The 22,600-nt window shown below is 55.3% G+C and carries 19 protein-coding genes and 1 other RNA gene; 13 read left to right on the forward strand and 7 right to left on the reverse strand.

The window, feature by feature from the left end; all coding sequences use genetic code 11:
• Nucleotides 1–533: 533 nt before the first annotated feature.
• Nucleotides 534–3,467, reverse strand: a complete 2,934-nt coding sequence (secDF, locus tag Q0336_RS07900) for a protein translocase subunit SecDF (protein WP_298527494.1) — start codon at nt 3,465–3,467, stop codon at nt 534–536.
• A 500-nt stretch (nt 3,468–3,967) separates the two neighbouring features.
• Between secDF and Q0336_RS07905 the strand changes: the two genes are divergently transcribed.
• Genes Q0336_RS07905 through Q0336_RS07915 form a run of 3 tightly spaced genes read left to right on the forward strand, consistent with a single transcriptional unit; the run spans nt 3,968 to nt 7,587 of the window.
• A complete protein-coding gene (locus Q0336_RS07905; protein ID WP_298527496.1) occupies nt 3,968–5,005 on the forward strand; it encodes an alpha/beta hydrolase in 1,038 nt (345 codons plus the stop codon).
• A gap of 3 nt (nt 5,006–5,008) precedes the next feature.
• Nucleotides 5,009–6,058, forward strand: coding sequence for a Holliday junction branch migration DNA helicase RuvB (gene ruvB, locus Q0336_RS07910; protein ID WP_021666704.1), 1,050 nt, complete (start codon nt 5,009–5,011; stop codon nt 6,056–6,058).
• 23 nt (nt 6,059–6,081) lie between these two features.
• Complete coding sequence (locus tag Q0336_RS07915) at nt 6,082–7,587, forward strand: oligosaccharide flippase family protein (protein WP_298527499.1); 1,506 nt, start codon at nt 6,082–6,084, stop codon at nt 7,585–7,587.
• A 183-nt stretch (nt 7,588–7,770) separates the two neighbouring features.
• Here the strand turns inward: Q0336_RS07915 and lptB are convergent, their stop codons facing one another.
• Nucleotides 7,771–8,532, reverse strand: coding sequence for an LPS export ABC transporter ATP-binding protein (gene lptB, locus Q0336_RS07920; RefSeq protein WP_296955453.1), 762 nt, complete (start codon nt 8,530–8,532; stop codon nt 7,771–7,773).
• A 60-nt stretch (nt 8,533–8,592) separates the two neighbouring features.
• Nucleotides 8,593–9,426: an SDR family oxidoreductase gene (locus Q0336_RS07925; protein WP_021666708.1), complete on the reverse strand. Its 834-nt coding sequence runs from the start codon at nt 9,424–9,426 to the stop codon at nt 8,593–8,595.
• Nucleotides 9,427–9,855: 429 nt separating this feature from the next.
• On the opposite strand from Q0336_RS07925, the gene Q0336_RS07930 reads away from it, so the two are divergent.
• The 10 genes from Q0336_RS07930 to Q0336_RS07975 all read left to right on the forward strand — a co-directional run bounded on the left by Q0336_RS07930 (nt 9,856) and on the right by Q0336_RS07975 (nt 17,755).
• Nucleotides 9,856–10,188, forward strand: a complete 333-nt coding sequence (locus Q0336_RS07930; protein WP_021666709.1) for a hypothetical protein — start codon at nt 9,856–9,858, stop codon at nt 10,186–10,188.
• Between the two features lie 8 nt (nt 10,189–10,196).
• Complete coding sequence (trmB, locus tag Q0336_RS07935; protein ID WP_298527502.1) at nt 10,197–10,943, forward strand: tRNA (guanosine(46)-N7)-methyltransferase TrmB; 747 nt, start codon at nt 10,197–10,199, stop codon at nt 10,941–10,943.
• 7 nt (nt 10,944–10,950) lie between these two features.
• Nucleotides 10,951–12,063, forward strand: a complete 1,113-nt coding sequence (locus Q0336_RS07940) for an Mrp/NBP35 family ATP-binding protein (protein WP_298527505.1) — start codon at nt 10,951–10,953, stop codon at nt 12,061–12,063.
• A 14-nt stretch (nt 12,064–12,077) separates the two neighbouring features.
• Nucleotides 12,078–12,464, forward strand: an RNA gene (gene rnpB / locus Q0336_RS07945) — RNase P RNA component class A.
• 38 nt (nt 12,465–12,502) lie between these two features.
• Nucleotides 12,503–13,852, forward strand: a complete 1,350-nt coding sequence (locus tag Q0336_RS07950) for a YihY/virulence factor BrkB family protein (RefSeq protein WP_298527508.1) — start codon at nt 12,503–12,505, stop codon at nt 13,850–13,852.
• Between the two features lie 40 nt (nt 13,853–13,892).
• Entirely contained in the window at nt 13,893–14,243 is a 351-nt protein-coding gene (locus Q0336_RS07955) for a CidA/LrgA family protein (RefSeq protein ID WP_298527510.1), read from the forward strand.
• The gene (locus tag Q0336_RS07960; protein WP_298527513.1) at nt 14,240–14,935 is read left to right on the forward strand and encodes an LrgB family protein; all 696 of its coding nucleotides are present in this window, start codon (nt 14,240–14,242) and stop codon (nt 14,933–14,935) included. The genes Q0336_RS07955 and Q0336_RS07960 overlap by 4 nt, the downstream gene beginning before the upstream one ends.
• Nucleotides 14,936–15,007: 72 nt before the next feature.
• Nucleotides 15,008–16,348 carry a dGTP triphosphohydrolase gene (gene dgt, locus Q0336_RS07965; RefSeq protein WP_298527517.1) on the forward strand — a complete coding sequence of 447 codons (1,341 nt, stop codon included), beginning with the start codon at nt 15,008–15,010 and terminating at the stop codon, nt 16,346–16,348.
• A 70-nt stretch (nt 16,349–16,418) separates the two neighbouring features.
• Nucleotides 16,419–17,414 carry a type I phosphomannose isomerase catalytic subunit gene (locus Q0336_RS07970; RefSeq protein WP_298527519.1) on the forward strand — a complete coding sequence of 332 codons (996 nt, stop codon included), beginning with the start codon at nt 16,419–16,421 and terminating at the stop codon, nt 17,412–17,414.
• A 20-nt stretch (nt 17,415–17,434) separates the two neighbouring features.
• Nucleotides 17,435–17,755, forward strand: coding sequence for a MerR family transcriptional regulator (locus Q0336_RS07975; protein WP_298527522.1), 321 nt, complete (start codon nt 17,435–17,437; stop codon nt 17,753–17,755).
• Nucleotides 17,756–18,183: 428 nt separating this feature from the next.
• Here Q0336_RS07975 and Q0336_RS07980 read toward each other — a convergent pair whose 3' ends face one another.
• From Q0336_RS07980 to Q0336_RS07995, 4 genes are all read right to left on the reverse strand, one after another.
• On the reverse strand, nt 18,184–19,383 hold the full coding sequence (locus Q0336_RS07980; protein WP_298527525.1) for an ABC transporter permease: 1,200 nt from the start codon (nt 19,381–19,383) through the stop codon (nt 18,184–18,186).
• 6 nt (nt 19,384–19,389) lie between these two features.
• Complete coding sequence (locus Q0336_RS07985) at nt 19,390–20,034, reverse strand: ATP-binding cassette domain-containing protein (protein ID WP_298527526.1); 645 nt, start codon at nt 20,032–20,034, stop codon at nt 19,390–19,392.
• 200 nt (nt 20,035–20,234) lie between these two features.
• A complete protein-coding gene (locus tag Q0336_RS07990) occupies nt 20,235–21,419 on the reverse strand; it encodes an ABC transporter permease (RefSeq protein WP_298527529.1) in 1,185 nt (394 codons plus the stop codon).
• A gap of 7 nt (nt 21,420–21,426) precedes the next feature.
• Nucleotides 21,427–22,599 carry an ABC transporter permease gene (locus Q0336_RS07995; RefSeq protein ID WP_298527532.1) on the reverse strand — a complete coding sequence of 391 codons (1,173 nt, stop codon included), beginning with the start codon at nt 22,597–22,599 and terminating at the stop codon, nt 21,427–21,429.
• Nucleotide 22,600 lies beyond the last annotated feature (1 nt).

Here is a 22,600-nt window from a genome sequence, read left to right on the forward strand (position 1 = left end):
CTCTTCCCTCCCCTTTCGGTAGGCAAGAGGCTTCTCCCTCGGCGAGCGATCTGGGAGAATGCTTCGTGAAGGTAGGCAGATTTCCCCGTCCACGAAAGCGTCCTTCTCCCCCTGTCGAAGGCCCTTGAGAAGGGGGCAAACTACCCCCTTCCTACGCCCCGCATTCCCAGCGGGTTTGGAAGGGGTCAAATTTCCGTATATAAGAAAATTTATTTCCGCATATACGGAAAAATATTTTCGCATATGCGGAAATTTATTTCTTTGCGGAAGGAAATTTTACGCCCTGCGGAAGGCGAAAAATTTCCGTGCGGAAAGCGCCTTTATTTCCTTCCGCAAGAAAATATTTTTTCTTCCGCAAGGAAATAAATTTTCTTGCGGAAGGAAATTTTCTTCTGTGCGGAAGGAAATTTCGTGCCTTCGGAAGAAGTAAAGCTTGCCTTGCTTGAGAGAGGGAACTTTCCCCCTAGAGAAAGGAAGAAGGGCCCCGACTGAAAGGATCAGTCGGGGCCCTTCTTTAAGGGAAAGCGTGGCGCTTACTTCGTGGCGGCACGCTCACGGCGACGCTTGGCGATCTGGTAAGCGATCGGCGTAGCGACGAAGAGCGTACAGTACGTACCGAAGACAACCCCCAAGAGGATCGCAAAGGTGAAGCTGCGCATCGTGGCCCCACCGAAGGCGAAGACGATGATCATCACAAGGAAGGTCGTGAAGGACGTATTCAGCGTACGCGAGAGCGTAGAGTTCAGAGCGCCGTTGATCACCTGGAAACGGTCGGCCTGAGGATGCTTGCCAATCTCTTCGCGGATACGGTCGAAGACGATCACCACGTCATTGATGGCGTAACCGATGATCGCCAGAAGCGCTGCGATGAAGTTCTGGTCTACTTCCATCGTGAAGGGCATGACCTTCCAGAGGAGGACATAGATCGCAATGATCATCAGCGTCGTCACCGTCACCGAAGCAAAGGCACCGATGGAGAAGGCGACGTTGCGGAAGCGGATCAAGATGTAGATCGCCATGAAGAGCAGCGAGAGACCGACGGCGATCAGAGCCTGCGTCTTGATGTCGTTGGACATGCTGGCGCTTACCTTCTGCGAGCTGACGATATAGCTGTCGAAGTCCGCCTTAGAAGGCTGCGTCTTGTAGAAGCTATTCAGACCCTGGTAGAGCTTATCCTTGAGCTGCTCTTCGACGCTTTCGCTGGAGTCGTCGATGAGGTAGTTCGTGGAGACGCGGATCTGATCCCCTTCCGTACCGATGGCGGTAAGGACGAGTTTATTGTCGAGGACAGGAGCGAGCTTCTCACGGATCTTCTGGTTGTCTACCTGCTGGTCGAACTTGATGATGTAGTTGCGACCGCCCGAGAACTCAATACCATTATTAAGGCCTACCGTGAAGAAGCCTACGAGGCCAGCTACGACGAGGGCAACGGGCAGAAGGTAACCCTTCACGCTTGCTCCGAGGAAGTTGTACGTAGGATTGACGAGGAGGTTCTTCGTCATAGCCGTCGTGTAGGTCACCTTGTCGAGCTTGTGGCGCTTGTCCAGAGCTTCGAAGACCATACGAGTGAGGAAGACAGCCGTGATGAACGAGGCAATAAGACCAATGATCAGCGTCGTAGCGAACCCACGGATAGGCCCTGCACCGAAGTAGAAGAGCACGATACCGGTGATGATCGTCGTCAGGTTCGAGTCGAAGATAGCGCTGAAGGCATTGCCATACCCGTCAGCGATAGCACGGGTCATGCCCTTGCCTTGGCGAAGCTCTTCCTTGATACGTTCGTTGATCAGGACGTTAGCGTCGACAGCCATACCCAGCGTCAGGACAAGCCCCGCAATACCCGACAGGGTAAGTACGGCATTGAACGAAGCTAGAATACCGAGCGTGAAGAAGCTATTGACGATGAGGGCGAGGTTAGCGATCATCCCTGGGATGAAGCCGTATGCCAGGCACATGTAGATCATCAGGAGGACCAAGGCGATGGCGAAGGAGATGATCCCAGCCTGAATAGATGCCTTCCCGAGGGTAGGCCCGACGACGTTCTCCTGTTCGATGACGACGCTCGTCTCCATCTTACCGGAGTTGAGGACGTTGGCAAGGTCGTTCGCTTCTTCGATGGTGAAGTTCCCCGTGATGGACGAATTACCGCCCGTGATCTCGTTGTTTACATTAGGAGCGGAGTAGACGACACCGTCGAGGACGATGGCGATAGAGCGGCCGATGCTCTCCTTGGTAAGACGTGCCCAGATCTGAGCGCCTTCCTGATTCATCGACATGGAGACCTGAGGCTCTGCGCTACCGATACGATTGTGATCGACATCGGCCTTAGCGGAGGTGACTACATCACCCGAGAGGTCAGGCTTCATGGAGCGGTTAGTACGGATAGCATAGAGCTCGTAGATGCTCGTGAGCTTACGTGTCTGAGGATCCTGGATGGGCTTAGCACCCCAGAGGAGGGTAAGGTCCTCGGGCAGGAGGTGGTACTCGACAGCTAGAGCAAGGAGGGAGTCGATCTTGTTGCGGTCACGGTCCTGAGCTAGCCCTACGGTAGCACCACCACGGCCTCCGAGCTGGAGGTACTTAGCGAGGGTGTCGATAGTAGCCAGCTGGTTCTGTGCAGGAGCTGCGACAGCGGGAGCGACGACGGAGTCCTTAGCAGCGCTATCCGTCTGAGCGGCTACTGAGTCGGTAGCGACAGGGATAGGACGAGCTTCGGGGGCACCGAGAGCGAGGATACGATCGCTCAGGCTCATCAGGTCGCCTGCTACTTCGTCGAAGGTATAGGTACGCCAGAACTGGAGGTTGGCGCTACGCTGCAAAAGCTCACGCACACGCTCGGGATCCTTCACACCAGGGAGCTCGACGAGGATACGTCCTTGCCCCTCGAGGCGCTGGAGGTTAGGAGCTACGACCCCGAAGCGGTCGATACGTGTACTCAGGACATTGAACGAAGCTTCGACGGCGCTGTTGTACTTCTCCTTGAGGAGTTCGATCACCTTTGCTTCCGAGGTGGAAGGATTGATCTGGTCGCGCAGGTCGCCCGAACCGAAGACCAGAGCAAGGTTAATGCCTGGCGAGAGCTTCTTGTACTCGGCGACAAACTGGTCAATGTAGTTTCCCTGAGAGGAACTCTTCGAAGCAGCCTGAATGGCCTTCTGGAAGTTAGGGTCTTGGGTATCACCAGCAAGTCCCTTGACGAGGTCACCGGCGTTGAGCTTGAGGATGACGTTCATCCCCCCCTTGAGGTCTAGACCAAGGCCGATCTGCTGCTTACGAGCCTCCTTGAGGGTGTATCCGAGGAACACCTTCTCGTTGGCCATGGAGTCGAGATAAGCCTTACCTGCAGCCTCGCCCATCTTCTCCGCCTTACTATCGTAGTGATTCGTAATGAGGGAGAAAGAGAGGTAAAACGCACAGATCAAAGCCAAACTCGCTGTGACGAAGGTCACAAATCCTTTGTTTTGCATCGTGTTGTATTACTTAATTGATTGTATCTTATTTCCTTCGTTGTAGGGTACAATGTGCCCACAAAAATAGCCGATTTTTCCTTAATATCCTTATCTACTCGGGCTTGCCCGCTATTTACTTACTATTAAGGTAGTTCTTACTTACTATTAAGGTAGTTCCCTCGACCCTCTAAGGCAAATCAGTTTCGAGCCCCAAGCCTCCCTTTTTCCTCGACACAGAAGGGCGATTGTGCAGGCATTAAGGTTTCCCCTCAAGCCTCTCGCTCAAAAGCCAACTAGTGGCACTACTGTAAACTTCTTGGAGGCACTACTGCAAAGTCGAGAGAGGTACCAGTAGCGCCTCTGGAGCCTCGACACTGAAAACCCTAAAGACAGCATACCAAAGCAACGAGAGCTTCTCCCCCAAGCCCGAATCCAAGAGCTAAATAAGCCCGCAAGTGCCCAAGCGGTGTGCCTTGATTTGGTTATCTTTGTATTTCACGATATAGAAGCAAACGACTATGAAGATCCAGCTCCGATATATCCTCCTCATCCTGCTCCTCGGCTGTGCCCTCGAGGGAGCACCTCTCGCCGCTCAATGGCGAGCCGATATCCTCTCAGGCTACAGCCAGCTGACCCTCCCGATGCAAGCAGACTATTCGGGGGAAGTGGTAGCTACGCTCGTTCGCCGAGACCGCACTACGCGCTCTGAGCGGGCTCTGCTCTACGTGCATGGCTACAATGATTACTTCTTCCAAGCAGCCCTCGGTGATAGCATCGTAGCCCATGGCATGGACTTCTATGCGCTGGACCTCCGCAAATACGGGCGCTCCATCCTGCCCCATCAAGACCCCTTCGAAGTCAAGGACCTCAAGGAGTACTATGAAGAGCTTGCGGCAGCAGTGAAGCAAATGCGCTCGGAGGGTGCTAAGGAGATCTATTTCATGGCCCACTCTACGGGAGGGCTGATCACGTCGCTCTATCTCGAGGACACCAAGAATAGCGACAGCATACGAGCCTTGATCCTCAATAGTCCTTTCTTCGACTTCAACCTCACCAAAGCTCAGGAGAAGATCCTCCTTCCCCTAGTGACAAGTGTCGCCGGGCTCTTCCCCCGCACCATCATCCTTCCCCCGCTCAAGAAGCCTCATGTCTACGACCAATCTCTACTGAAGCAATACCACGGCCTCTGGGAATATGATATGTCTTGGAAGAAAGCCTTAGGACACCCCGTCCGTCTTGGTTGGCTTCGTGCCATCCGTCGGGGACACAAGCGGGTGCAGAAGGGGCTACACCTTCAGATGCCAGTCTTACTTATGAGTTCGGATAAGAGCCTTCACTCGCATGGCGTCTGGAGTGAGCAGTGCGCCCAGGCCGACTTAGTACTAGATGTAGAGGACATCCAGCGCTACGGCCACAGACTAGGTAAGCGGGTCGAAGCCCATCGGATACCGCACGGCCTGCACGACCTCTTCCTCTCTAGCGACACGACGGCCTACCGTGAGGCTTACCGCACGCTCTTCTCGTTCATCAATTCCCTTTCGCCTTCACATCCCTAAGCTATGCCGAGTCTCGACTCCTTCGATATCCGTGATCAATCCAACTTCTCCCCCGAGGAGCAAGACATTGACCGTGCACTTCGCCCCCTCTCCTTCGAGAGCTTCCGAGGTCAAGACAAAGCGGTAGAGAATCTCAAGGTCTTTGTGCAGGCGGCGAAGATGCGCTCCGATGCCCTCGACCACGTCCTACTCTATGGTCCTCCAGGGCTGGGGAAGACGACGCTCTCTCATATCATCGCCTCCGAACTCGGAGTAGGTATCAAGGTCACCTCGGGGCCCGTACTAGACAAGCCTGGAGACCTCGCAGGTCTACTCACCTCCCTCGAGCCCAATGATGTCCTCTTCATCGATGAGATCCATCGTCTGAGCCCGATCGTAGAGGAATACCTCTACTCGGCTATGGAGGACTATCGCATCGACATCATGCTGGACAAGGGGCCTAGTGCTCGCTCCATACAGATCGACCTCAATCCCTTCACCCTCGTGGGAGCGACGACACGCAGTGGACTGCTCACTGCTCCCTTGAGAGCTCGCTTCGGGATCAATCTACACCTTGAGTACTACGACATCGAGACCCTCGCTGGGATCGTCCACCGCTCGGCAGACATCCTCAATACCCCCTGCGAGACTAGTGCCGCCGTCGAAGTAGCCTCACGCAGCCGAGGTACGCCACGTATCGCCAATGCCCTCTTGAGACGGGTACGAGACTTCGCTCAGGTCAAGGGCAATGGGAGTATCGACAAGGCGATCGCTTGCTATGCCCTAGAGGCGCTGAACATCGACCGCTACGGGCTCGACTACATCGACAATAAGCTCCTAGGAGTGATCATAGACAAGTTCGCAGGAGGCCCTGTAGGCTTGACGACCATCGCCACCGCCCTTGGGGAAGACCCTGGGACCGTGGAGGAAGTCTATGAGCCTTACCTCATCAAGGAGGGTTTCATCAAGCGTACCCCTCGAGGACGAGAGGCGACGGATCTAGCATACAGTCACCTCGGCCGATCACCTCGTGCTCGCCTCGCTGCGGGCTTCTTCGATGAAGAGAATTACTAATCCGATCCCCACTAGGACTGCGTATGAGTAGCACCCTTACCTCCCTCGTCAAGGACACAGCCGTCTACGGACTGAGTAGCATGTTCGGTCGATTCCTCAACTGGCTCTTGACCTTCGTATATGTACGTATCCTCATCCCCGAGGAGTTCGGGCAGATGACCAACCTCTATGCTTGGACTGCGATCCTGATGATCCTCTTGACCTATGGAATGGAGACGGCCTTCTTCCGCTTCGCCAACAAGCATGACCGCCCCGAGGATGTCTATTCGACGACTCTCTGGTCACTAGGGATGAGCTCCCTTGTCTTTGTGCTATTGGGTTGGCTTTTCCTTGAGCCTTTGGCCTCGGGACTACAGGTCACCCAGCATCAAGACCTACTCATCTACCTCCTGCTGATCGTCGCAAGTGATGCCTTCATGGCGATACCGCTGGGCTATCTGCGCTACGAGCAGCGTCCTTGGCGCTTCATGGCTGTGCGCATGAGCTTTGTCTTGACAACGATAGCTCTGACCCTCTTTGCCTTCTATGTCCTTCCCTATCTAGGAGAGCGAATACCTCTACTTGCGGAGCTCCACCCCAGAGAGCATGCCCTGCAGTATATCTTCGGGATCAATCTGGTGAGCAATGCCCTGCAGATGATCCTCCTTCTGCCCACACTTCGCAAGGCGACAGGACGCTTCGATGGGAAGCTGCTACGGGCTATGCTCGTCTATGCGCTACCGATGCTTCTGCTCGGGCTGGCGGGGAACTTCAACAACCAAGCAGATAAGATCCTCTTCCCGCTCCTTTTCGATGATCCTCACTATGCCCACGCACAGCTCGGGATCTACGGCGCTTGCTACAAGCTGGCCGTGGTGATGGTGCTCTTCACCCAAGCCTTCCGCTATGCCTATGACCCCTTCATCTTCGCCGAGAAGAAGAAGGGCGAAGAAGCTGCTCGCCGTGCCTACTCGTCGGCCATGACCTACTATGTGCTCTTCACCCTCTTCATCTTCCTAGGGGTGATGAGCTATCTCGATGTGCTCAAGCTCCTCATTGCCCCTGCCTACTACCCTGGGCTCTCGGTAGTGCCATGGATCATGGCAGGGCAACTAATGTTCGGAGTTTACTTCAATCTCTCGCTCTGGTACAAGGTAACCGACCGCACGCATTGGGGAGCGATCCTCTCCATCATCGGCTGTGTCTTCACCGTGGCTTTGATCGTAGGGCTTGCTCCTCGCTATGGGTTCATGGCTTGTGCTTGGGCTTCGGTCGTCGCCAACGGAGGGGTGATGCTCATCTCCTACTTCCTCGGGCAGCGCTACTATCCCGTGAGCTATGATCTCAAGCGACTAGGGCTGTATAGCCTCCTCACAGCAGGTATCTATGCCGTCCAGCTAGCAACAAGGGAAGTCCTTTCTGGACAGAGTGTCCTCCTCGTCCTTCTAGCCAATACCCTCCTGCTCCTCCTCTTCGTAGGCATTGTTTATCGCTACGAAGTGCCCGCTGGAGCAGTAGCCTCGCTACGTAAGAAGCTCCTTCGTCGCTAGAGAGATCCTAGGCATAAGACTAGCAACCAACTCGCACCAACAGAAGAGCTCCATCGGCATAAGGCTAACAACAAGGTCACACTAACCGAAGAGCCCCACCAGCATAAAAGGATAGCCCCCACACCCTCTAGTGAGAGGATGTGGGGGCTATCTGTATAACGTGGGTTGTACTCGCCTTGGAGCTTACTTCCCTCCCGTAGGCGTACCGACATCGAAGGTACGACGACGAAGCTGGAAGTCCTTCCCTAGATACTTCTCTCGGACGATCTCGTTCTCAGCAAGCTCCTCAGCCGTGCCCTCGAAGAGAACCTTCCCTTCAAAGAGCAAGTAAGCTCTATCGGTGATGCTGAGCGTCTCATAGACATTGTGGTCCGTGATCAGAATGCCGATATTCTTGTGGCGCAACTGGGCGACGATACTCTGAATATCCTGCACGGCGATCGGGTCTACCCCTGCGAAGGGTTCGTCCAGCATGATGAACTTCGGGTCGATCGCTAGGCATCGGGCGATCTCGGCACGACGGCGCTCACCTCCCGAGAGACGGTTCCCCGCATTGCGACGCACCTTCTCCAGGCGGAACTCTGCGATGAGTTCCTCGAGGCGCTCCTCCTGCTCTTGCTTCGTCCTATCCGTGAGCTCAAGCACCGAGAGGATATTGTCCTCGACGCTGAGTCTTCGGTAGATAGAAGCCTCCTGAGCTAGGTAGCCGATGCCCGCCTTCGCACGCTTGTAGACAGGGTACTTTGTGATGTCCTCCTCATCGAGGAAGATACGTCCCTCATTGGGGACGACCAGCCCTACTGTCATGTAGAACGTCGTGGTCTTCCCCGCCCCATTCGGGCCGAGCAGACCGACGATCTCCCCTTGTCCGACTTGGATCGAGACGTGGTTGACGACCGTGCGAGCACGATAGCGCTTGACGAGGTTCTCCGTACGAAGTATCATGAAGCTTGCTTAGTGAGGATGAGAGCGAGTACGGGTAGAGAGGATCGGACTCGTAGGGGATTACTTCTCCTGGCGAGCAGCACGACCCGCTGCGAAGGCTTCTACAGCTGCAGCGCTCATACCCATGGAGCTGAAGCCCCCGTCGTTGAAGAGGTTCTGCATCGTGATCTTACGGGTAAGATCGCTGAAGAGGGTGATGCAGTAGTCTGCGCAGTCGTTAGCGTCAGCGTTGCCCAGAGGAGCGAGGTCTTCGGCGAAGTCAAGGAGGTCGGTCATACCCTTGACACCGCTACCGGCCGTGGTGACCGTAGGAGACTGAGAGACGGTGTTGATACGGACACCCTTGTCACGGCCGTAGATATAGCCGAAGCTACGAGCGATCGATTCGAGTAGGCTCTTAGCATCTGCCATATCGCTGTAGCCTACGAAGGTACGCTGAGCAGCGATGTAAGTCAGAGCTACGACAGAGCCACCCTCTGCGATAGCGTCAAGCTTCTTAGCTACCTGGAGCATCTTGTGGAAGGAAACTGCAGACACGTCGAACGTCGTCTGGAGCATCTTGTAGTCAAGGTCATCGTAGCTACGGCCCTTGCGCACGTTGGGGCTCATCCCGATGGAGTGGAGGACGAAGTCCACCTTACCGAAGGTCTTAATGGCTTCCTGGAAGAGTACTTCGAGTTCTTCTTCCTTGGTAGCGTCAGCGAGGACGACCTTAGCACCTAGCTTTTCGCCGAGCTCATTGAGCTGACCCATACGGGCAGCCATGGCGGTGTTGGTCAGGATGATCTCTGCGCCTTCTTCGACGGCACGCTCAGCGACACGCCAAGCGATAGACTGTTCGTTGAGGGCACCGAAGATGATCCCCTTCTTACCTGCTAAGAGATTATAGCTCATAGTCGTGATACTTCTTTGTTAAATAAATGAATGATAGGTAGCACAAAGATACGCTTTTTGTGCAAAGCAAGTGCTAGAGGGCTGAGTTCACCCCTATCTGATGGTCTTTCTCGAGGGCAAGCGCAGCGCTACGGATCGAGACTGATGAGGGGGAAGAAATGAAGCTCCTTGGGAAGCTCCTTTTGCGACCTATGGTGGATCGCCTCTGCGACCTACTGTGGGTCGTCTCGACGACCTACCGTGGGTCGCCAAGACGACCTACAGTAGGTTTTTAAAGGGGGGCTCCAAAGCCCCGTTGTATAAAGGATTTTGGATGCCCCCTTTTCCTCAGCCTATGAGACCCTCTCGAAGCGCCCCAAAGAGGCTTTTTATTAACTTTGTGACAAGAATCACGGCTATACCCCAATGGGTAGGCCCTATATAAGTATTATGGCAGAAGAAGATCTCCTAGGATATGATGATGCCGCCTCCGTGGCCTTCATCCGCAACTATATCCCCCAAGAACTCAAAGAGCTCCTCAGTGACGATGATATCGTCTACTTTGTAGACCTCATCTATGACTACTATGAGAGCCGTGGCTACATCAGTGACGACGATGATCTCTCGGATGAGGAGCCTATCGAGGTCGATGAGGACGAACTCGTCGACTATGTCGTGCGCAATGCTAAGAAGGATGGCGTGGGTAAGTTCGACCCCGACCAGATCCGCTTCATCGTACAGGGTGAGCTGGAGTATTGCGAGAGCATCAACCTCTTCGACTAAGCTAGCCGGTGGGAAAGAATAAGCTGGCGAAGTTCGCCGAGATGGAGACCTTCCCCCATGTCTTCCAGTATCCCTTTGCTCGCCTCCAGCAAGAGTCCTTCCCTCTGAAGGGACGCTGGCGAGAGGAATTCTTCCACAATGATCATCCCATCGTCCTCGAGCTAGGGTGCGGTAAGGGCGAATACACGGTAGGTCTCGGAGAGCTCTACCCCGAGAAGAACTTCATCGGGGTAGATGTCAAGGGTGCCCGCATCTGGACGGGGGCTAAGGCCTCCCACGAAGCAGGGATGACCAACGTGGCCTTCCTACGTGGAGAGATCGAGTCGCTGACGAGCTTCTTCGCTCCAGGCGAGGTGGATGAGATATGGATCACCTTCCCCGATCCCCAGATGAAGAAGGTGACCAAGCGTCTGACCTCATCACGCTTCCTCCTTCGCTACCTCGAGGTACTACGCCCCGGAGGCTCTATCCATCTCAAGACAGATAGCCCCTTCCTCTACACCTATACGAAGGCCTTCGTCGAGCTGAACAAGCAGACCATCCTCGTCGACAAGGACGACCTCTACGACGGTGCCTTTGATGACAAGATCCTTGGCATCAAGACCTACTACGAGCGCCAGTGGCTGAGTCGTGGTCTGACGATCAAGTACCTGCACTTCATCCCCGAGGTGCCCGAGGGAGGCTATGTAGAACCAGATATCGAGATCGAGCCCGACAGCTACCGTAGCTTCAGCCGCTCTCGTCGAGTCCAATAGGCAAACTATGGCCATCACACTATATCCTAACCTCATCCTTGATGCCCTAAGGAAGGTGCGCTACCCTGGTACGGGTCAAGACCTCGTCACCGCAGGGATGGTCGAGGATGATATCCGTATCGAAGGCATGAAGGTCAGCTTCTCGTTGATCTTCGACAAGCCTAATTCACCCTTCATCAAGTCAGTCATCAAGGCTGCCGAAAAGGCTATATTGACCTACGTCAGCTCCGAGGTAGAGATCGAAGGGAATATCCGTGCTAAAGTCCCAGAAGTAATGCCCCAAGAAGCCCTTCCCCTCCTACCGAAGGTGAAGAATACGCTAGCGATCTTCTCGGGTAAGGGAGGTGTGGGCAAGAGCACCATCTCTGCCAATCTAGCCGTCGCTCTCGCACAAGAGGGATATAAGGTCGGGCTCCTAGATGCTGACATCTTCGGCCCTTCGCAGCCGAAGATGTTTGGCTGTGAGGATGCACGCCCCATCCTTGAGGATGTCGACGGGCGTGAGCTCATCGCTCCCGTAGAGCGCTTCGGTGTACGCATGCTCTCCATAGGCTTCTTCGTTAATAAGGAGAGCCCCGTGCTCTGGCGAGGAAGCATGGCAAGCAATGCCCTCAAGCAGCTCCTCACCGAGACTAATTGGGGCGAGCTGGATTACCTGCTCATCGACCTGCCTCCAGGGACGAGTGATATTCACCTGACCTTGGTGCAGACCCTTGGACTCACGGGGGCACTCATCGTCACGACCCCTCAGCAGGTAGCCCTAGCAGATGCCATCAAGGGCGTGGGGATGTTCCTCGACGAGCATGTCCAGGTACCCATCATTGGCCTTGTGGAGAACATGGCTTGGTTCACTCCTGCCGAACTTCCCCAGAATAGGTACTATATCTTCGGTCGTGATGGTGGCAAGGAACTTGCCGAGGAACTTGACATACCCCTTCTGGGGCAAATACCGCTCATCCAGAGCATCTGTGAGCGTGGTGACGGCGGAGAACCGATCGCCACAGACCGAGAGAGTCTGATGGGGATCTACTTCCGCACACTCGCACGCAACGTGGCCGAGCAGATCGAGCAGCGCAATGCTTCGCAGGCTCCCACCCAGCGTGTAGAGATCCATAAATAAGAGAAGAGTCTAGAGCAGTGGGGCGGTCTGTCGCGCCTCCTCCCCTCTAGGGAGCGAGGTGAGGAACGTCCGGGCAACATAGAGCACCATACTTCCTAACGGGAAGCTATCCGTGAGGGTAGGTAGATGTAACAGAGAATGACAGCCACAGGAGCGACAGCCCCCGTGGTGATGGTGAAAAGGTGAGGTAAGAGCTCACCGGAGTGTATAGCAATATATGCTGCCGTACATCCTATGGGTTGCAAGGTCATGTAAACCGACGCTACGAGGGTTGCTCGCCCCATGTCGGAGGGTAGACCGCACGAGGTAGTAGGCGACTACTATCCTAGATAAATGACAGACACTCCCTAGAGGGCGACCCTTAGGGAGCACAGAACTCGGCTTATAGCTCCACTGCTTCTAGTTCTCTTTCTCGTATCTTCCTTAGCCCCTAGAGACTATGTCCAGCATCCTACGACGTATAGAAGCTCGTACCCTCGGAGCGTGGCGCTTCGTGACACTCGATATGTGGCGACTCAGCAGAGATACCCTCTCTGCTCCGTACCGCATCCTAGTGGCTACCCTGCGCGTCCTCTATATGACGGTCACGGCCTATATCGATGAGGGGATAGGTACGCTGGCTAGCTCGCTTACCTATAGCACGGTACTCTCCCTTGTACCTATACTAGCTGTCATCATCGGTATTGCCAAGGGCTTTGGCCTGCAGGAGACCGTGCGTCAGGCTCTGACCAATGCCTTACCAGGACATGAGGTAGAGTTTGAGAAGACCTTTACCTACGTAGAGAACTACCTAGCACAGGTACAGGGTGGACTCTTCATCGGAGTGGGGCTCGTGGTGCTCTTCTACACGGTCTTGATGCTGATCTCCACAATCGAAGATGCCTTCAACCGACTCTGGCAAGCACCCTATCCTCGCTCTTGGTCCCGACGGATCATCAACTATCTGGGAGCATTCATCCTCTTCCCCCTTCTTCTGACGGTATCCAGTGGTACGACGATCTTCCTCTCGACCCTAAGCCATACCTACCTCGGTGAGCTGGGAGTCGTCTCGACCCTCACAACACAGATCCTCGAGCTCGTACCCTATGTGCTGATCATCCTCGCCTTCGCAGGACTGTACTTCGCCGTACCTAATGTACGGGTACACTTCATCCCAGCGCTGGTGGCAGGAGTGATCGCAGGGATCGCCTTCCAGATCTTCCAAGCCCTCTACATCAATGGGGTGCTCTGGATCTCCCGATACAATGCCATCTATGGGAGCTTCGCTGCCGTGCCGCTTGCCCTGCTCTGGATCCAGCTTTCTTGGATCATCGTCCTCCTAGGAGCGCAGATCTCCTACTCGATGCAGCATGTATGGCACTTCACCTCCCCGCCTACCTCTCGCCCCCTCTCTCGTCGCTATGCCGACACGATCTTCATCGCACTGGTAGCTCGCATCACTGCTCGCTATGCGTCGGAGGATGCTGAGCCCTATCGTGCAGAGACCTTGGCTGCCGTCTGCGACCTTCCTCTGAGACAGACGCAGGAAGCCCTTGGGCAACTGCTCCGCATGGGGATCATCATCGAGGTGAACTACGGTCGTGACGAAGTCGAAGGAGGCTATTACCACCCCAACATCGCCCCAGACCGACTCACCCTCGGCCTACTACTAGAGACCATCGACCACCACGGGAGCGAAGTCCTTCCCCTCAAGCTCACGGGTGCACATGCCGCTGCTTGGCAAGCTCGAGCACAAGCCTACTCGGGACTGCGGGAGCGCTCAGATCTTCTCCTTAGAGATCTCATCTAGCTAATAGAAGAGCATCAGCACCCAATCATACCGTACGCTTATGCAAACGCTCATTAAGATATTCTTCATTTTCTTCTTCTTCTGGCTCGGGGAGTTCATCTCGTACCTGCTCGGGGAATTCGTCCCAGGCAGTGTCATCGGGATGATCTTGCTTTTCCTCGCCCTCCAGATGAAGCTCATCAAAGAAGAGCACGTCGACACCCCTGCCAAGGCATTCACCGACAATATGGGACTCTTCTTCATCCCTGCAGGAGTGGGGCTCATGGCTCAGATGGATATCGTGCTCGCCAACTGGTGGGTCATCCTCGTAGCTGTCGTAGTCAGCTCCATCCTAGTCATCGCTTCGGTGGCCTATGTGCAGGAACAAATGGAAAGGAGGCGTAAAGGATGATCACTCATTTCTTCCAGAGCGAGGTCTTCACGATCATGTTCGTCATCGGCCTCTACCTCATCAATATCAAGATCTATCGACGGGTACGCTTCCCCTTGCTTCACCCCGTCCTCTTCACCATCATCGAGCTGATTGTAGTGTTGATGACGCTACATATCCCCTACACTACCTTCCAGCAGGGAAGCCGTATGATCCACTTCATGCTCGGGCCATCCGTCGTCTCCCTCGGCTACATCCTCTATCAGCAGGTAGCGCACCTGAAGAAGAATGCCATCTCCATCGTCTTGGCGATCACAGTCGGAGCGATCATAGGTATTGCCTCGATCGTCGGGATCGGACATCTCCTTGGAGTAAAGCAAGACCTCATCGCCTCCCTTGCCCCTAAGTCTGTGACTACACCTATTGCTATGGAGCTAGCGGGCAACAACGGGGGGATACCAGGGCTCACAGCGGTGATCGTCGTCTGTGCGGGGATCCTAGGGAGCATCATCGGCCCTCCGATCATGAAGCTGATGAAGATCAAGAGCCCCGTTGCTAAGGGGCTTGCCCTTGGAGCTTCTTCTCATGGTATCGGCACGGCAGCTGCCATCCAGATGGGAGCCATCGAAGGGGCACTCAGCGGGCTAGCCATCGGGATCATGGGGCTAATCACCTCGCTCCTCCTACCGCTCTTCTCTCGCTGGTTCGGTTAGCGGAGGGCTACCCCCTTCTCTAGGGAAGCCCACCAAGAAGCTCACGGATCGCCTCATCCAATCCACAAAGACATGCACTGGGAACAATTACTCTCCGACCGACGGCTCGGAGCTGATGCCACAGAGCGTCACAAGGCGCAGGGACTCGCACGAAGCGACTTCGAGCGGGACTATGACCGTCTGGTCTTCTCCCCTCCTTTTCGTCGCCTGCAGAATAAGACGCAGGTCTTCCCTCTACCAGGGAATATCTTCGTTCACAACCGTCTGACCCATAGCCTCGAGGTAAGTTGCCTCGGGCGCTCCCTCGGGAATATCGTCGGCGACAGCCTAGCGGGACGCTACCCCAAGGCACAAGAGATCCCTTTTCGCTCGGGTATCAGTGCGATCGTCAGTGCAGCCTGCCTTGCTCACGACATGGGCAATCCTCCCTTCGGACACAGCGGTGAGCGTGCCATCAGCGCCTACTTCAAGGAAGGCAATGGTCAGCGCTGGGAGGCGCTCGTCCGAGAAGAAGGCGGACGCTGGGAGGACTTCCTCTTCTTCGAGGGGAATGCCAATGCGTTCCGTCTGCTGACCCATCAGTTCAAGGGGCGGCGCTCTGGGGGCTTTGCTCTCACCTATAGCACCATCGCCAGCATCATCAAGTATCCTTATAGTAGTCTGTCGGCTCAAGGGAAGAGTAAGTTTGGCTTCTTCGCCACAGAAGAGGAGACGATACGCGAAGTCGCCACAGAGCTTGGCCTAAAGCAACTTGGGGATGACCCACTGCGCTACGCACGCCACCCGCTCGTCTACCTAGTAGAAGCGGCGGATGATATTTGCTACCAGATCATGGATATCGAGGATGCGTGCAAGCTCCACATCCTCAGCTACGACGAAGCACAAGGGTTGATCCAAGCCTTCTTCGCCGATGAAGAGCTCCGTGAGATCCAGCACGTAGCCAATACTATCGGTGATCCCAACGAACGGATGGGCTACCTGCGCTCCAAGGCGATTAACCTGCTGGTCGAGGAGGCTGCTTCGCTCTTCCTCGATGCCGAAGAAGCGATCCTGGCTGGCACGTTTGAGGGAAGCCTTATCCAGCATCTCTCGCCCCGATTGCTTTCTGCCTACCAAGCATGTAGCCGCACTGCCTATGCCAAGATCTATTCCGCTCGAGAAGTCGTCGATGTAGAGCTCGCAGGGCATCGGATCTTCTCGGCTCTGCTGGATCAGCTCATCGAAGCGCAGATGCATCCCGATCATCTATACAGCCGTACGCTTCTCAGCCGCGTAAGTAGCCAGTACGAGATGAATCATCCGACCGTCTACGGCCGGATCCAGTCTTCGCTAGACTACATCTCTGGGATGACGGACATCTATGCACTTGATCTCTACCGTCGGATCACGGGCATGAACCTGCCCGCTGTCTAGAGCATCCGCTCCTGAGGCGAAATAACTACCTTTGCGAAGAATTTAATTATCCATATAACTAAGCGTTAGCATGTCCATACAAAGCCTTTATCCGCTGACCTTCGAACCTCTTCTCAAGGAGGTCATCTGGGGCGGTCAAGCCATCCGTCCGTTCAAGGGTCTCGAGCCCGACGAGAAGAAGATCGGTGAAAGCTGGGAGATCTCCCATGTTGATGATAATTACTCCGTGGTTGCCGAAGGGGAGCTCGCAGGCAAGAGCCTTGACGAACTGATCCAGATCTATGGCGATCGGCTCGTAGGGAAGAGCGTCCTTGAGCGCTTCGGTCGTCGCTTCCCGCTCTTGATCAAGTTCATCGACGCACGTGATTACCTTTCGATCCAGGTGCATCCCGATGATGCTCTGGGCTTGGCACGACACAATTCCTTCGGGAAGACCGAGATGTGGTACGTGATCAGTGCGACCCCTGGGGCTAAGCTCTACAGTGGGTTCGCCGTCCAATCTTCTCCCGAAGACTACGTGCGCCGCATCGAAGAGGGTACGATCGTCGAAGCGCTTGCCGAGTACGAAGTTCGTCCTGGCGATGTCTTCTTCCTTCCTGCGGGTCGAGTGCATGCCATCGGGGCAGGCTGCTTCATCGCCGAGATCCAGCAGACCTCCAACATCACCTACCGCATCTACGACTACGATCGTACGGACGCAGAGGGCAACAAGCGCGAGCTCCACACCGAGCTTGCCAAGGACGCTATCGATTACCACCTCGAGCAGGATTACCGCACGGCTTATACGCCAGCCCTCGACCAGCCCGTCGAACTGGTCTCTTGCCGCTACTTCGAGACGAACCTGCTGGATCTGGATGCACCGCTCTCTCGTGACTGGTCGTCGCTGGATAGCTTCGTGATCTACATCTGCATGGAGGGCAAGGTCAGCCTACGTGATGCTTCGGGTCACGAAGTCAAGCTGCATCAGGGTCAAAGCGTGCTCGTCCCTGCGGAGAATCCTTCGCTCACGCTCGTGCCCGAGGGCAAGGTCAAGCTTCTGGAGACCTACATCCCCAGCGCGAAGTAGTCGAAGGCAGCCTTACCGCTATGGCACGTCGTCTCTTCCACCGCATCAAGGAGGTCGCCCACCAGCTCGGCGAACCCGTTTCGACCATCCGTTATTGGGAGAGTGTCTTTCCGCAGATCGATCCGCACACCACGCCCAAGGGGGTGCGCCAATACACGGAGAAGGACATCGAGACCTTCCGAGCCATCCGCTATCTTCTACGGGAGAAGGGGATGACGATCGAAGGGGCGATCAGCCAGCTCAACATCAAGCAGACGAGCCTTGAGCTACGCAGCGACACGCTGAATCAGCTTCGGCAGATCCGCCAGCAGCTCCAAGCGCTTCGCAAGGCTTTGGACTAAGCTCTTCGAGGAAGGGCATTCTCCTTCCTCTCTAAGCACGGGTAGCCCCCTCTTTCCGCTCAGGGAAAGAGGGGGCTACGTGTATCTAGCGACCAACGCCAGCGCCTTCTCTGCTGGCTCGATCGCCTGATCAGGGAGGCTAGGCTTTGAAGGAAAACGAGCTCCTTCCGCAAGGCTAAAAATCGCCCTGCGGAGAGAGCAAAATTTCCTTGCGGAAGAAAATAAATTTCCTTCCGCAAGAAAAAATATTTTCTTCCGCAAGGAAATAAATTTCTTTGCGGAAGGAAATTTACCGCCTTGCGGGAGCGCCAAATTTTTCATGCGCACGCAAGGAAATTTCTATGCGCACGAAAATTTATCGCTGTGCCCTCGCAAGCGACTTGGAGAGCGAAGAGGTGTGAGCGGGAAAGGGAAGAAGCGCCTTCGCCCTAGCGGGCAAAGAGACGCAGGCTGTGGATCTTGCGACGGATCGCAAAGGCATTGCAGAGGCTCGTCACTGCGAAGATCCCTAGGCCAATGAGGCCCGTGTAAAGCATCGTACCACCCACTTCGTCCGAGAGAAGTCGCTCCGCAGCCCCGACATAGTAGCCACGTGCGTACGTGACCAAAAGGAGCGAAAGGACGAGCACGAGCACTTCCATCAGGACCGTGAAGAAGACGTAAGGAGCGATCAGTTGGGCCCGTGTGTAGCCGAGCAGGAGGAGGTTCTCCAGCTGGCGGGTGTTCTTCTGAAGAAGCAAGTAGATCGAGAGAAGCAGAAGATAGATCGAAAGCACCGAGATCAGCGCACCCACAGCCAAGACCACCATCGAGAGCAGGCGGAGGAAGTACATCGATTCGCCCGAGGCAAGGCGCTCGCCTTCGCTCTCGTAGTGGTGCTCCTTGAGGTAAAGAGCGATGGCCGGATCCGACGGATTGGTCACCTCCACGATCAGACGCGTGGACGTGGGCTCTTCGCCTGGGGCAAGCCGGCGGTTCATCGCCTCAAGGAATGGAAGGGGAACGAGTAGCGTGTTGAGGCGGTTCGAGAAGCCCACGATCCTTCCCCGTAAATGAAGCTCCTCCATCGCCCCCGAGAGATCAAGGCTAAGTGGCAAGCTGCTCATCGTCGCTTCCGAGATCAGAGGAAGCCCTTGGCTCTGGGCAAAAGCAGAATTGTAGAGCCCAAGGTAATTGCGAGGGATGATGATCGGAACTTCGTCCGCCGAAGGATCATAGCGCCAGTCCTCCGCCTTCACATCGAGGAAGTCTTCGGGGACCGCCTCGAAGAACATGTAGGTAGAGACCCCTATACCCAGATTGAGGCCTGCGGAGACTTGGAACTTCGACGGCGTGAACCGTCCGACCTTCTTCACGAAGCTCTGCGCTTGGAGCGCTTCGATCTCGCGGGGAGTGAAGTTATTCGCCCCCTTCGAGCCGAGAAGCCCTCCCTGTACCTGCTTGGAGAGGATGACGTAATCCCCCTTCATGAAGCGGTCCTTCGCCCCAAGGACGCTCATGGCATCTTGGTAGAACTGGCACCCTACGAGGATGATCGTCACCCCAACAAGGTTAGCCACGAAGAACCCAAGGAATTGGAGCGGGCTGATATGCCTTCTCAGAAGACGGAGCACGAGCTTATTCATCATGGCTTGCTAGAGCTGATAGGTGGTACAATAGTCCAGCGGGAGATGCTTCCCTACCGAAGTCGTTAGGACGGAAGCCCCTTGCGCCTTGGCCTCCTCGGCGATGAGGCGGGCTAAGATCTCGGCATTCGCTTCGTCAAGATGGCTGATGGGCTCATCCAAAAGCAGGAAGTCGAAGGGCTGCGCAAGAGAGCGAATGGCTGCCACTCGCTGCTGCTGCCCCAGAGAAAGCAGTCGTGCAGGGCTGTGGAGCTTGTCCGCTATGCCAAGCGCTTCGAAGTAGCCTTCGAGCGTCTTCTTGTCCTTATGCCCGGTGAGCTGATTCTTCAGCCAGACATTCTCCCAGGCTGTTAGCTCGTCGAAGAGGCGCATCTCCTGAAAAAGGAAGCTCAAGGAGCGACACCGCAGTGCGCTCCATGCCTGAGGGCTTAGCCTGCGAATATCCTCGCCGTCAAAGGCAATGCGCCCCGAATAGTCGCCTCGCCAACCATAGACAAAGCTACAGAAGGAAGACTTACCAGCGCCAGAAGAAGCTTCGATAAGGTAGTGCTTGCCCCGCTCAAGGCTTAGCTCCTGGCACCAGACCTCAGAGATCAGGTCGGTGCGCTCACGGAAGACCTCGGGAAGGACTTGGGAGAGGGTGATCTGCTGCATAGGGGAAAGGGACTGTTTAGTCGCTTGTATTCGGGCTGAGGAATGCGGGTCCGTGCGGTCGCACTCCCGTGATTACCGGCGTGCAAGATATGGATTATCAACTTATGATGCAAGCACGGGCAAGAGGAGGGAGGCAAATAAACGACAGAGGCCCGAAGCATACGCTCCGAGCCTCTGTCGTGAAGTCTTTGTCCTTCCCCCTAGGAGCGGCGCAATAAGCGACTATAAACGAAGGTTGTGACGAGGAAGTAGATCAGCGCCTGCACCCATAGCGTGAAGTACTGAGGGAGGATATCGGGGAGCTGTGCCCCCATGCTACTTACAGCGACGAAGGCTTGTACTCCAGGTGTCGAGGGGATCAGATAACCCAGCGCACGCAGAGGCGCAGGCATCGCCGACAGAGGCCAAGAGAGTCCCGAGAGGAAGAGGAAGGGGACGGACGTGAAGACCCAGATGATCATAGCCTTCTCACGATGACGAGTAACCAAGCTCCAGAAGAAGGAGAAGAAGACCGAGGCCAAGAGCAGAGGCAGGAGCAGCAGCCCATAGGTAAGCGCATCCGTCAGCTGAGGTAGCCCAAAGATCCACGGAGCGATGACCAACACGAAGAGCGAAGAGAGCGTATAGATCAAGAGATAGCACAGCGCCTTCCCTAGAAGCATACGCATCACGCTGGCGTAGTGCCCGTCGATGAGAAGGAAAGGAGAAGCCAAGCCTCCTCGCTCCCGTTGCGTCCCCGAGGCCATCGAGATGCCGATGAGGAGCGTCTGCTGGATGATCAGCACCAAGACCCCTGGCAAGAGGAAGCCTTGGAAGCCCCCTTGAGGATTGTAGGGAGCGATCCATTCGCTTTCGATCGGGCGCACAGAGATACGTGTGGCTCGCTCCGAAGCTGCATGATGCCTTCTCCCTTCGATCTCACGGCCCATCGTCAGAGCCACTTCTGTCGCCGTCAAGACATAAGCCTTGTAATACATGGCTGCAGAGAAGGTCGTATGCAGATCGACATGAGCCTGCTGATCCCCATGGATCTGACGGCTAAAGTCCTCGGGGATCATCAAGATCCCATAGGCTCGTTCTTCGGCCACGAGGCGGTATGCCTCGGACTCATTCGCTACCCGAGCGACGACAGAGACATCTGGAGAAGCATCGATGCGACGGACATATTCCCGAGAGAGCTCTGAATGGCTTCTATCAATGACTACAAGCGGAGCTTCACGGACGACCTCATTCCCATAGAGCGCTGCGTAGAGGAAGGGATAAATAAAGGGGACGACGATGAAGAAGAGAATAGAACCGCTGTCGGCGAAGATGCTACGAAATTCCCAGACACAGACTTGCCACAGGTCTCCCAAGCGAAGACGGATAGATCGGAAGATATTCATAGGTTCATCAAGCGATATAGTCTACACTGAGGAGGTACTTCTTCAGCCGAGGGAGCGTCAAGGTCGGAAGGAAGCAGAAGGCCAAGAGGGCGATGTAGTACGGGACAGCCTCAGCAAAGGGAGCTCCTAGGAGGGCTTGGCTAATCCCGATCTGATAATAGTAGCGCAAGGGGAAGATATAAGCTAAAGCCTGCATCGGAGCGATCATTGAGTTCACCGGAATACTCATCCCCGAGATGGAGAAAGAGAGCATCCCGAGAAGACTCCCTAAGCTCATCCCCATTCTTAGGATCGGGATCAGCGCAATGAAGAAGATCCCCAAAGCCTGTGCTGCCAGTACCATGCAGAGCATACCAAGAGCCATGGGCATCCAGCCCGACTGGAGCGGATAGCCCATCCATCCATAGAGGATACCTTGAATCCCCCAGCCCACAAGTAGGAAGAGTATCGTCTGAGGAAGGAGCTTACCGATGAGTGCCTTCACCATCGATCCTTCAGCGACACGAAGCCAAGAGGTGGCCGTCCTACGCTTGATCTCGACCCCGATACTGTACGAAGTGAGGAGGAAGACCATCAGCTGCAGGATCCCAGGAAGGATGGTCGTCGTCAGATAAGCCGAGTAGTTCAGCCACGGATTGCTCATCACCTCGGTGCGCACGACGATGGGTTGCACGGTGGCCATGATCTCATCCTGAGTCTTGCCTTTCGCTTGCCCCGTCAGTAGCCCAACCTTTGCTGAGGCTAGTTCGGAGATCATCTTCATATCACGGAAGACAAAGCTCCCTGCCATCAGGTAGGCGCTATTCGTATAATAGTGGAGCTTGGGCTGACGTGCCGATCCTACCTCTGCTAGTAGCCCCTCGGGGATATGCAAGATCCCATACACCTGACCTCGGCGCATCGCCTGCAGAGCTTCGGGCATGCTCGTAGTCACGAGCGTGACCTCAGAGTTCTGGAAGACATCCAGGTTGCGAATGAGCGCACGGGATGCAGAGGTATGATCCTCATCCACGACAGCCACGGGCATATTCGTCGGCAGCCCACTGCCCATCATATAGAGGAGGAGGAAGGTCACTAGAAGAGGAGCCCCGATGATCGCAAAGAGGTAGATCGGACGGGTGAAGAGATAGCTCACCTCACGCCGCACGACTGCTCCTATTCCCTTCAGAGTCTCAAGCATA

The sequence above is a fragment of the uncultured Porphyromonas sp. genome (assembly GCF_938039215.1).
Lineage (GTDB): Bacteria > Bacteroidota > Bacteroidia > Bacteroidales > Porphyromonadaceae > Porphyromonas.